Source organism: Paenibacillus typhae (assembly GCF_900099765.1).
GTDB classification, from domain to species: Bacteria; Bacillota; Bacilli; order Paenibacillales; family Paenibacillaceae; genus Paenibacillus_AQ; species Paenibacillus_AQ typhae.
In genome coordinates this window covers 1-11870 of record NZ_FNDX01000017.1, presented here as the reverse complement: position 1 = coordinate 11870, position 11870 = coordinate 1, and the positions used below count along the sequence as shown (strand labels likewise).

9 protein-coding genes are annotated in these 11870 nt (G+C 56.0%); 5 read left to right on the top strand and 4 right to left on the bottom strand.

Annotated features, from left to right (window positions below; translation table 11 throughout):
• Window positions 1-388: 388 nt before the first annotated feature.
• Window positions 389-943, bottom strand: coding sequence for a CGNR zinc finger domain-containing protein (locus BLR64_RS15235; RefSeq protein WP_090715395.1), 555 nt, complete (start codon window positions 941-943; stop codon window positions 389-391).
• Between the two features lie 255 nt (window positions 944-1198).
• On the opposite strand from BLR64_RS15235, the gene BLR64_RS15230 reads away from it, so the two are divergent.
• Window positions 1199-1690, top strand: a complete 492-nt coding sequence (locus tag BLR64_RS15230; RefSeq protein WP_090715394.1) for a DinB family protein — start codon at window positions 1199-1201, stop codon at window positions 1688-1690.
• 157 nt (window positions 1691-1847) lie between these two features.
• Window positions 1848-2018 (top strand): hypothetical protein, encoded by a 171-nt coding sequence (locus tag BLR64_RS30335; protein ID WP_156123784.1) that lies wholly within the window; start codon window positions 1848-1850, stop codon window positions 2016-2018.
• A gap of 119 nt (window positions 2019-2137) precedes the next feature.
• Here the strand turns inward: BLR64_RS30335 and cmpA are convergent, their stop codons facing one another.
• Window positions 2138-2275 carry a cortex morphogenetic protein CmpA gene (gene cmpA, locus BLR64_RS15225; RefSeq protein WP_090715392.1) on the bottom strand — a complete coding sequence of 46 codons (138 nt, stop codon included), beginning with the start codon at window positions 2273-2275 and terminating at the stop codon, window positions 2138-2140.
• Between the two features lie 113 nt (window positions 2276-2388).
• On the bottom strand, window positions 2389-2748 hold the full coding sequence (locus tag BLR64_RS15220) for a hydrolase/acyltransferase (RefSeq protein ID WP_090715390.1): 360 nt from the start codon (window positions 2746-2748) through the stop codon (window positions 2389-2391).
• A 131-nt stretch (window positions 2749-2879) separates the two neighbouring features.
• Between BLR64_RS15220 and BLR64_RS15215 the strand changes: the two genes are divergently transcribed.
• Window positions 2880-3353, top strand: a complete 474-nt coding sequence (locus tag BLR64_RS15215) for a SprT family protein (protein WP_090715538.1) — start codon at window positions 2880-2882, stop codon at window positions 3351-3353.
• A 4-nt stretch (window positions 3354-3357) separates the two neighbouring features.
• Here BLR64_RS15215 and BLR64_RS15210 read toward each other — a convergent pair whose 3' ends face one another.
• Entirely contained in the window at window positions 3358-4023 is a 666-nt protein-coding gene (locus tag BLR64_RS15210) for a pentapeptide repeat-containing protein (RefSeq protein WP_090715388.1), read from the bottom strand.
• Window positions 4024-4363: 340 nt separating this feature from the next.
• On the opposite strand from BLR64_RS15210, the gene BLR64_RS15205 reads away from it, so the two are divergent.
• Both BLR64_RS15205 and BLR64_RS30800 read left to right on the top strand, forming a co-directional pair.
• The gene (locus tag BLR64_RS15205) at window positions 4364-11164 is read left to right on the top strand and encodes an S-layer homology domain-containing protein (RefSeq protein ID WP_090715386.1); all 6801 of its coding nucleotides are present in this window, start codon (window positions 4364-4366) and stop codon (window positions 11162-11164) included.
• Window positions 11165-11390: 226 nt separating this feature from the next.
• A partial coding sequence (locus BLR64_RS30800) for an IS110 family transposase (RefSeq protein WP_167360689.1) occupies window positions 11391-11870 on the top strand: 480 nt, incomplete at its 3' end.

Below are 11870 nucleotides of genomic sequence, written 5' to 3'. Positions count from 1 at the left end.
GGCGATGGCTTTTTGGATTACTTACTATGTTTGGATTTATATTGAGAAGTTGATTCAGAAGAAAAAAGCATAGTATTTGTTACGCAGTTTGCGTCTACTGCGCATCTTGAGTTGCGCTTCGTTTGGAGTGCATGGGATGCAGTTGTAAGAAAAAACCCATTGGTTACGCGGACGGGCAGGATCATTTTAATGTGTGACTCGTCATGCTTGAAGGTATTTAGGAGGTGTAGTTGATGAAAATGTTTAATGGAAGGGAAAGGCTATTAAGGGGTTTTAGTACAATAGGACTACGGCAGTTCAAGACATCAGCAATACATATGAAGTATGTGCTGTGAGAGTAAACTTATCGCGGCAATCCGGCTGCACTCCAGAAAAAGCGATAAAAAATCTACTCCCCAGCCTTCCTCCGCGCCCGGAACCGCCGCACCTTCATCAGATTCCCGCACAATTTATCATCGCAGTACCGCTTCGACCGGTTGCGTGTATCATCATAGTAGACCCAGAGACAGTCGGGGTTGTCGCAGATGCGGATACGGGAAAGTTCCTTCTCCAGTAGAGCTTCGGTAAAAGAGGCGGCGATCTCGGCCATGATCTGGCCCCAGTCGCTGCGCTGCGGCAGGAGGGTAAGCTCTGGAGGCTTGTCCGGACTACGGACAATTTGCCGGATAACCGGACCTGCCGCCATATAGCTGTTAAGCTGGTCAAGCAGTGACTGATCCGGAGCAGTTCCCCGCACGAACTGCTGGACCGCCGACCACAGCAAGCTGCGCAGCTCCTTGAGCTCACGCAATTCCTCCCGGGTTGCCGGTGCAGCTGCCGGCAGCCCGTGCTGCTCCAGCCACTCCGCCAGCCACTGCGGATCATCCAAACGATCACGGTCCAGGCTCCGGTCGCCGGTCCGCCAGTCCCGCCAATAGCTGTTAATGTAATCATCCCAGAGCATTGTATATTCCTCCTCCCGCAACTTATTCCGCAACTCATTGTTCCCTTGATTGTAACAGTTAAAACTAAGTATTGCTAGTTACTTGATTCAGTTTTGGAGTTGTGCTATATTTTCGTTGTAACTATTATTTATGGATTTAAGTGGTTACGAAAGAATGAATCATATGGCCGAGCTGAATACTAAATACTGGACAATGGACATGGAATGTACTAAGCACTTTACTGTAACCATTAATTAACCCGCAGGAGGTATATCATGCAAAACAAAATCAGCGAAGTACTGCTGCAAAACTGGGATTATGCCATGGACACCGAGGACTGGGCGCCGCCGCTGAGTGATGCGCTGGAGGGTGTCAATGCAGAGCAGGCGGTCTGGAGGCCGGGTGAAGCGGGTAACTCGATCTGGGGGACAGTGAATCATCTGACTTATTACAAGGAGCGTCTGCTGCGCAAGCTCAAAGGACTGCCGCAGCTGCCGGATCTGGAGAGCAACGATGCCACGTTTACTGTATCAGAGAGCGGGGAGGAGGCGTGGACACAGGCCGTTAACAAGCTGAAGTCGGTTCACGCATCCCTTCGGGAGATTATCGAAGCCCTCGAAGAGGGGGCATATGACTGGGGCGGCTCGGGACATGCTCCTGGTGAAGAAGTCATGAGCCTGATCCTGCATGACTGCTACCATACCGGCCAAATTGTATTGATCCGCAAGCTGCAAGGCTCCTGGCCAGCAACCCGCAGCTTTAACTAAGACTTTTCAGTGTACTGTAAATCTCGCTAATCTTTAAGCCGCATCTCCTGACGCCTGACTACATTTCGGGCGCCGCGGAGTGCGGCTATTTGTTTCAAGAAGAAAAATCCGGGGTTAATGGATGTCATAACAGCTTGATAATCGAAGGGAGAGATTGATGATGGATCCGAATTACAAGGACAGAAGTGTTGAGGTTGAACGCACGGAGGTACGCAAGCACTCGGACTCCAGCGCTGTCGCATCCACCTTTATTAAATACGCCGCCTATATCATTATTATCTTTGGTATCCTGTTCTTCCTGGTGCGGTACGTCTTCCCGATGTTTTAATTAGAGGGGGAGCGGACACACTCGCCATATTTCAACATGCTGACGTCAGCTGCGAGCAGGGAATACCTAACCAAAAAGCCGCGCCTACCTGATGGTAGACACGGCTTTTGCTTTCCAAACTATACATCCCGCTGGACAAAGTCCCGGGAGTCGCCGGAGTTACGGTAAAAGAACCAGCACTCGTTGAGCATCTTGATCTGGCGCCGGTCTTTTTTGAAATAAGCCTTCATTAGCTGATTGCAGAGCCACTGCGGCAAGTGTACCCCTCCTTACGAGCATGCATCCTATGTACAGATAGCATATGGGCAAAGGCGCCCAAAGGTGCGGCGGCGGGGAACAATCTACCTGAAACAGCTTTTACAAAATTAGCTTAATGCACGCCTTCTTCTTCCTCTTCGTACCACTGCTCCAGCTGCGCCTGCAGGGCGCGGATTTCGGTCAGCAGCGAGATGAGCGGGTACTCCTTCTCCTGTATGGAGGCAAAAGCGCTCTCCAGCCGGTTAATATACCCCAGCCCCGATTCCAGCACATCCCCTTCACGCAAAAGCTCCAGCGCGTCGCATTCCGCAACCGCCAGCGGCAGATCCGGCACATTGTCAGCGGTCAGCTTGGCAATCTCCTTGTTCAGTCGCAAATTTAGCGCACTCAGCTGGTACGCATACTCCTCAGGCATTTCTACAAACTGCAGTTCCTGGTGCTGCTGCAAAATTACATACCGCATTTTCGGCATTCCCTATGTCTCCCTCCGTACTTGTCTTCCTTCTTGACAGTGTAGCCTATGGGCAAGTTACAATTCAAGTGGTGATGTTATTTTGCTTATTTAAAAAGGGGGCGGACGCTATGACCAGTACCAGCATCAGTATGAGCAACGAGGAGCTGCAGCAGTGGATTGAGCGGGTATCGCTCAGCAGCTTCGGCGTGCCGTTCCGGCACAAGGCCAGCTTTAACAGCAGACTGACGACGACGGGCGGACGGTATTTTACCAAAAGCCATAATATAGAGATTAATCCGCAGCAGCTTGCCATCCATGGGCATGAGGAGACGGAAAAAATCATCAAGCATGAGCTTTGCCACTATCACCTGCACCTGGCGAAGCGGGGATATATGCACCGGGATGCCGATTTTAAAAGCCTGCTGGCCAAAGTCGGCGGCAGCCGCTATTGTCAGACCCTCCCCGGAGCCAAGGCGCGTAAGCCGCAGCCTTACCGGTACAAGCTGGTGTGTACGGCCTGTGCCATGGAATACCCGCGCAAACGGCGGGCCGATCCGGCACGCTACCGCTGCGGCAAATGTGCCGGCAAGCTGAAGCTGCTGACGCTTGAAGCCGGCAAATAATCCGTTATTTAATGACAAGGCCAAGCAGCCCGGCAAAAGAAGCCGCCTGCTCCGCAGAAATAACGCAGCCCGGCAGGTCCTCAAGGTCCACCAGCAGTCCGGTGAATTCGCAGCTGCTCAGATCGGTATCCTTCAGCCTGACTCCGGCCATGACGGCCTGGTCTATTTTGCATTCCTCAAACGTGACTTTCTGAAAATCGGCCTGATAGTAATCAGCATTGTTCAGCGAGCACTGCCCGAAGGCGGTAAGCTTGAGTTTGCCGAACCGGAAGCTGGCGAAATCGCAGAGTGAATCAATTACAGAGACATTCTGGAAGCGGGCGCGGGTAAAGTCGGTGCCGATCATTTTACAATGTCTGAACTCGGTCCGGTGGATGAACGCTTCGCTGAAATTTACATTAGAGAGGTCGCAGTTCTCAAAGATCACATCCGTCAGCTCAATGGCACGGAGCGAGGATTCGCTGATCATTACATTTTTGAATAATACCTTGTCAAAAGAGACCTTCTCGGCTTCCTGATACTCCAGTTGAATATCACTGATCTGGCAGCGGCTGTATTCCTCTTTGGTCTGCAGAGCATCTATAGGCTGCAGCGGCAAAAGAGCAGGGTCCGTGATTTTCGGGGTTTCGATTTTATCGATTTTTTCAACTTTATCCGTCTTGTTCTTCATGAATGCCTCCAGGTAACAAACGTATATAAATGAAGATTACCTTCATCTGGTAATGATTATGCGGTAAACGCTCTCCTGAATGCAAACAAACATTCTGGGCTGGAGTGAAAATAAAGTTCCTTCTATAATATAGGGCAGTCCGGACGAGGTGAACGTTGCTTCTCCAGGGCTGCTGTTTTTTTTGGCTCCAATAAAAGGCTATACGATAGAGAGCACCCTGCCCGGCCCGGCGGATTTCCGTAAAAATACACCTGTGCCGAGTACAATCACACCTCGTTTTGCAAACGCTGTCAACCTAAGATGGAAGGGAAGTCCATTTTGGCTTAGAGGGGGCGCATTTATGAAACGGTTCAGGTCACTGGTGGCGGGGCTGCTGGTGCTGCTGCTTATACTGCCGGATTTGTCTGCTTTTGGCTCGGGCGGGAGTCCGGCGGAGGCTGCAGGTATCGGGGGGACTGGGGCTGGGCAAATTCCGGCAGGCACAGTCCTGATCAAGAATAAGTGGAAAAGCAATTATCTTTACGAGACCAGCGGAGGGATCGTCCGTTACGGAATGACGAATCCGGCAGATACCTCTGCGCACTGGAATGTGGAAACCGCGGAGGGCGTATCACGGATCAAAAATGTCAAGACAGGCCACTACATCACGCTCGCCGGTAATGCCGGCAAAGAGGATTCCTTGAAAGCAGCGGCTAGTACAGGTGGAGGGGGCGCATCTGAACAGTGGCTGATTGATCTCTCGAACCGAAGCGGGTACATGGTCATCCGCAGTGCTACCGCACCCGAGGGCAAGCTGGTCATCCATCAGGAAAATCAGCTCGGCTATGCCCAGGTCAGCTCGGATATCAATGTGACCTTTGAGAGTCCGCAGTGGGCTTTTATTGATCTGGGCGAAGCGCCTGCCGTGCGGCTGGAGAGCCGGATGCGTCCCGGGCAGGTGATGTATGAAGAGGAAGGTAAAGTCCTCTACGGCAAAGCAGCGCTGGACAATGAGGCCGCGCAGTGGTTTCTGGAGCCGGGTGAGGCTGCCGGAACCTTGACCATCCGCAACCGTGCGACAGGGCATTACATCAAGCAGAACGCGGAGCACTGGTTTGGTGTTTTTGCGGATGCTATGGATCCGGCGGACAAAGGATTAAGCGAATGGGTTCAGGAGGCAGCTCCCGGTGAAAACGGGGCAGGCTATATCACACTTCGCAACTACGGGCTGACAGACGGGGGCAAAGAGCTGTGGCTGAATCCGCAATACGGGGACGACAATAATGTACGCTCCAACAACTGGCCGGGCTGGGCAGGCAATCACAGTGCACAGTGGTCGATCGTACCGGTTACCGGGCTGCAGCCTGTACGGATAGCGGCCTATACCGATGCGCAGACAGCGGCGGATTACCTCTATGAAGCTTCGGGCGGAACGTTAGCGCATGGGGCAATTACGCCGGATGCGGCAAATGAGAACAGCTATTTATGGTATGCCGAGGATTATGACGGCCATAAACGGATACGCAATGCGGCGAGCGGCCATTATCTCTCATACACAGGGGATACGGTAAAAGCGCTCACGCTCAGCGAAAGTATGCTTTCCGACCGGTGGGTGTTCAATGAATCTGACGATTACGATGATTATCAGACGATTGAAAATGTGCAGAGTCCGGGCGTCTATCTGGCGATACTGGCAGGAGGCGGTGCCGGTGCCGGAACGGATGCTAGTACACTTGCGGCGCAGTGGCAGCTGCTGGACCCGAGCACTCCAACAGATAACGCCGAGCATTATTACCGGATTCAGAACGGCTGGCAGTCCTTTTACTGGTACGAGAGCAAGGAAGGGCTGCTGAAATACGGCAATATGCAGGAGGACGGCTCTGACCAGTGGCTGGTGGAAAAGTATAACGGCCGCAAGTTGTTCAAGAACCGCAAGACCGGCCACTACATCAATATAGCGCAGATGCCGGACGGACATATTCAGGTGAGCCCGCTGGCGGATAAAACCAACGTGGATCAGGCCTATATCTGGACCGGGAAAAATACCGGTGACAGCACCTATGTTATTTCCAGTGTGCTCGACAAGGAGCCGGGCAAACGGCCTGAGAAATATATTTCCCTGCAAAACCTGACCAAATATGCCGAGTACGGCATTATTAATCCGGATTGGGGCAGCCCGAAATGGAGATTCGTCGCGGTGACGGAGAAGAAGCAGGATCTGTTCCGGTTCAAGCTGAACCGTGTGAACGGTGAAGATCAGTATTTGCAGGACGGTCCTGTTCCGGCTGTGCAGGAGAATGGGCGGAAGCTGGCAGAACACAGCGCTACGGTTACGGAGGATGTGTATGTCCGGCAACCCGGGGTAGAGGTGCAGGCTGCAGACTCCGGGCAAAAGAGTACGCTGACTGCGGAGACAGGGGAATTAGTCGAGCAGACAACGAAGCTGGAAGCCGCTGATGTTGACGTGACAGTAGGCCAGGCGACGTACGGTACGCTTGACCTGGAGGATGACAGCTTTGTCTGGCAGCTGCAGGAAATCCCGGGAGCCGGCGGGGCGGTGAAGCTTAAGAACAGGGGCACAGGCAGATATCTTTCGCTGCAGAATTTCGGTGAGGCGATCGAGCAGGAGAGCCCTGAGCTGGCTGTACCTACAGAGCAGACGGTCTATGATGTCTGGGCCAGCATCCGCTGGGTGGTAGATATGCAGCCATCTGGTGTTTCTACTATTAAAAGCGCCTGGGCGGGCCATTATCTGTACGGTGCATCCGGTACGGACGGCGAGCCGGTCATTAGGATCAGCAGGTCTGCCGGAGCCGCCGGTATGGACAGTGCACAGTTTACCGCCGAAGCGGTAACAGAAGCTCCGCCGGCTGTTCCGGCTGATCCGATAAGGTTCAAGAATGCGCAGACCGGCGACTACCTCTATGAGAATGAGCATGGCGTAGTGCTGTACGGACAGCCTGCGGCGGATAATGGTTACTCTCACTGGACGATTTCGGGCGGAGCGGGCGGTCAATTCATTGTGAACCGGGCTACCGGTCATTATCTGACGCTGAACGGGGATTATTCGTTCCTGGAAAGCAGCGCTGAGCCGGATACGCACGGTGGCTCATCCTGGAAAGTCAGTCTGGCTGCAGATTACCGGAATTATCTGATCCGAAGTCTGTACGGGGAATATGACGATGAACTGATCAATCTGAGGAATAAAACCGGCTATGCCGAGCGTGCCCTGCTGCTGGACAGCGAAGCATCCGCGCAGTGGACGCTGGAAGCAGCGCCGGCCGGATTTAACAGGCCGGCCGGTGAGGCGCGGAACAGCGATACCTCCACACCGGTTCAGGATGACACCAACCTTGTGAGGATCGTGCCGCAAGCACCGGCTGGGAAAGTGCTGGCAGAGAAGGATGGCCGGCCGGTTTATGCAGACAGCAAGGACTTGTCTGCCAAGGCTGAGTGGCTGGTGCAGGATGTTAACGGCCGCAAAAGGATTAAAAATGTGCAGACAGGGCATTATCTCTCACTCGATGATAAAGGTGCTGCCGAGCTGGCTTCCGGCGGCGGGGAGGCCTCGCAGTGGGTTACGGAGGAGAAGCTTGGCTTCATGCGGATAAGCAGTGCGGACCGCAGCGCAGTGTTCGCAGTGGACGGGAATGAGCAATGGAGCTTTGTGCCGGTGCCCGGAGATATTGTGTATCAAGGCAAAGATGCCTTTCACGGTGACGGACTGCTGCGTTTTGCTGTAAATGCACAGCAGGACGGAGAGTACAGCGCGGTACTTCGCTATAAATATGCAGCTTCTGCCGATGCGGCGCTGGATGTAACGGTGAACGGGCTTCCGCAGGGCACAGCCGCATTGACGGCTGCCAGTGACTGGCACACGGTAACTGTAAAGCTGTTGCTGAGGGCCGGTATTAATACAGTTACATTCAGCAGCGGAGGTGAAGGCTGGAGCAAAGTATCCGTTGATAGTGTCACAGTTCGGGAAAGTGTGGCCAAAGCCTATCGCGGGGCTACCGTTCCTTATATCAGCTATGAGGCAGAGCATGCGGTTACGAACGGCGAGCTTATTGGCCCGTCGCGCAAATACCGCAGCGTAGCCTCAGAAGCTTCCGGGAGGCAGGCCGTAGTTCTCAAGGATACAGGGGACTACATCGAGTTCACCCTGGCAGAGGCGGCGAATTCCATCGTGCTCCGTTATTCCATCCCGGACAGTCCGGACGGGGCGGGGGCAGAGGAGACGCTGACACTGCTGGTGAACGGCGAACGGCAGGAGCTGAGCCTGACCTCCAAGTATGCGTGGGAATACGGCAGCTATCCATGGTCAAATGATCCAAGGCAGGGCAGCGGTCACCGCTTCTTTGATGAGGTTCATGCCCTGATCGGTGAAGCTCCGGCAGGCGCTGTGATTCGTCTGGAGAAAAGTGCGCAGGATCAGGCAGCCTCTTATGTTATTGATCTGGCAGAGCTGGAGCAGGTTGCCCCTGCACTGGAGATGCCCGAAGGGTATCTGTCTGTGACCGATTACGGCGCAGTCCCTGATGATGAGGGCGATGATACTGCCGGCTTCAAGGCTGCGCTGGCTGCGGCGGAAGCAGCCGGAAGCGGCGTCTGGTTCCCGGCAGGCAGCTTTAATGTCGGCAACGGCCTGCTTGACCTGGACAATGCGGACATCCGCGGGGCAGGGATGTGGTACACCACACTGAGCGGGGCCAAGTTCTACGGCCACGGAGGCAAGATTAGCGTGCATGATCTGCTGATCGAGGGTGGGATTAATGTGCGTGACGATGAGGCGGTTACGAACGCTTTTCACGGGGCGTTCGGGCAGGGCTCGCTCATCCAGAATGTCTGGATCGAGCATACGAAGGCCGGATTATGGCTGACCCAGCCGGGAGGCGAGAAAGCCCGGACAGACGGCCTGCATATGGTCGGCCTGCGCATCCGCAACCTGATGGCGGACGGCATTAACTTTGCCGTGGGCACAGGCAACAGCATGATGGAGCAGAGCGACATCCGTTATCCGGGAGATGACGGGATCGCCATGTGGTCTTTTACCGATGACAAGCTGAGTGGCGTTAACGGCAGCGAGCGGACGCCGAGCTTTAATAATACAGCCCGCTTCAATACCGTTGCGCTGCCTTGGCTCGCTGATAATATCGTCGTCTTTGGCGGCCGGGACAACAAAATCCAGGATAATGTCGTCAAAGACACCGTAACCAACGGTGCAGGTATTGCTGTATCTACCCGTTTCTCGGCTGAACCATTTCAGGGGACTACCGTGGTGGAGCGCAATACGCTGCTGCGCACCGGCAGCTATGATTCCGGTTATGGCGTCAACTTGGGGGCCATCTGGCTGTATGCGGGCGAAAGCAATCTGAATGCCGATGTGCAGATCCGCGGCAATACCATACTGGACAGTACGTATTCCGGATTGGTCGCGCACGGCAATATGAAGCTGGACGGTGTGGTGCTCACGGACAACATCATTGATGGAGCAGGCACAAGCGGCGTGGAAGTGACGCCGGAGCTCACCGGGGGCCTGCTTATCGACAATCTGGTTATCCGCGGGGAACGGATGAATCTGCTGGCTAATCCGGCTGCAGGGTTCACTGTCCGTGAGAAGAACCAGGGTATTGCTACTGCCGTTAAGCCGTTCACCGTTAAGCTGGCTGACGGGCAGAAGGGGCCGTTTACCCTGAAGCAGGGCACGGCTGCCGAATTGCAGGTGCTGGATCAGGCAGGTGCTGACATTACTGCGCAGGCTGAATGGAGCTTCGCGGAAGCCGGTATAGCCGGCTTTAAGGACGGCAGGCTGCAGGCTGCTGCAGCAGGGAATACCCTGCTGACTGTGAGCGTGAACGGCAGCTCACGGGTGTATGACCTGACTGTGCTGAAGCCGGACGATACGCAGTCCGGCGGTCCCGGCGGCACCGGAGGCTCCGGCGGCAGCGCAGGAACTGGCGCTGCTGCGGCGGACGGTGACGCCCGCCTGAGCGCTGCTGCTGCCGCAGGGCAGCGCGAGATCACAGTCGCTGCCGGTGCCGGCGGCACGGCGCGCTTCAGTGCAGCCGCCCTGCGGAGCGCGGCTGCGGCAGTGCCCGGCGCCGTGCTCGTGGTTACGAGCGGCGGCGCGTCCTACCGCTTTCCGCTGCAACGCGCGGAAAGCGTGCTTGAAGCGGCCGGCCTTGCGGACGGCACGCTGGAATTTGCGCTGGCTCCGCTTAGCGGCGCAGCGCTTGAGAAGCTGCTTGCCGGTGCAGGCAAGCAGGACCTTGCGGTGAAGGGTGTGCCGGCAGGCTTCACCCTGAGCGTACTCGGCGGCAGCGGCGCAGCCGCCGTGCCGGTCAGCGGCTTCGGCGCTGCTTACGCAGAGCGGACGCTGACCGTGGAGGAAGCGGTCAGTGCAGACCGCGCTGCAGCGCTGCTGTACGACGCACAGACCGGCACCTTCCGGTATGTGCCGGCCCTGTTCGAGACGGCCGGCGGAGTAACGAAGGTTACCGTCAAGAGCAGCGCAGCCGGAGGCGTTATCGCCGTTGCGCTGCACCCGGTCAGCTTCAGCGATCTCTCCGGCCACTGGGCCAAGACCGAGATTGAGCTACTGGCCGGCAAGCTCATCCTGAACGGCAGCGGCGCCGGCAGCTTTGCGCCTCAGCAGACCGTCAGCCGGGCCGAATTCGCGGCCATGCTGGTGCGCTCGCTCGGCCTGCTGCCGGAGGCTGCGGCTGACGCCGCCGCCTTCAGCGACGTGCCGGCCGGCGCCTGGTTTGCAGCCGATGCCAGAGCGGCTGCTGATCTGGGCCTGGTGCAGGGCTACGTGGACGGAACCTTCCGTCCGGACGCTCCGGTCACCAGGGAGCAGCTGGCGGTGATGGCCGCCAGAGCGCTGAAGCTGGTACAGTCAGCTTCAGCTCTGCCTGACGCCGCACCTGCCGCTGGCGGCGGAACGCCAGCCACCGCCGCAGCACCAAGTGCCACCGGCAGCTTCACCGACGCTGCCGGCATCGCTTCCTGGGCACAGGAAGCGGTGAACACCCTGACCGCCGGCGGAATTATGCAGGGACGGCCGTCCGGCAGCTTCGCGCCGCAGGCCGTCACCAGCCGTGCCGAAGCGGCGGTCATACTGGCCCGGCTGCTGCGGGCCGGCAAGCTGCTGAACGATTAATCTTGTTCATCCTGCCTTAATGCAGCACCCCCAAAAAAGCCGCCGCCTCAGGAATCTCCATTCCTTTGGCGGCGGCCTTTTTTATGCAGCTTAAATCCTATCCGCGTGCACGCTTTCCATTACGTTAAGTTATGATGAACGAAAGGCAGCCCCTGTTCGCACACCGTAGGTTAAAATGGGAGTAAGGACAACCATTTCAGAGCTACATGCGAAAGGAGCTGTTACTATGAAGAATACCATAAAATACGTCGGTTTGGATGTGTCTAAAGAAAAAATTGCGGTGGCCATTGCAGATGAGGGCCGGGAACCTGCCCGGTATCATAGTGCCATTGCCCATACTCCCGATGCCGTGGCACGATTGATGCGTAAACTCCAAAGCAAGGAAGTTACGCTGGAAGTCTGCTATGAGGCCGGACCGACCGGGTATGACTTGTATCATTGGCTGACAAAAATGGGGATTTCCTGCACCGTCATTGCCCCTTCACGGATTCCACAGCGTCCGGGCGATGCCGTGAAAACCGACCGGCGGGATGCCGAACGGCTGGCCCAGCTCCATCGTGCCGGAGAATTGACCGCGATCCATGTTCCGACTCCAGAAATCGAAGCCCTGCGAGACCTCATCCGGGCCCGGGAGGCTGCCCGTGGCGAGTTACACCGAACCCGGCAGCGGATTATTCACTTCCTGCTCAGGCACCAGATTCACACC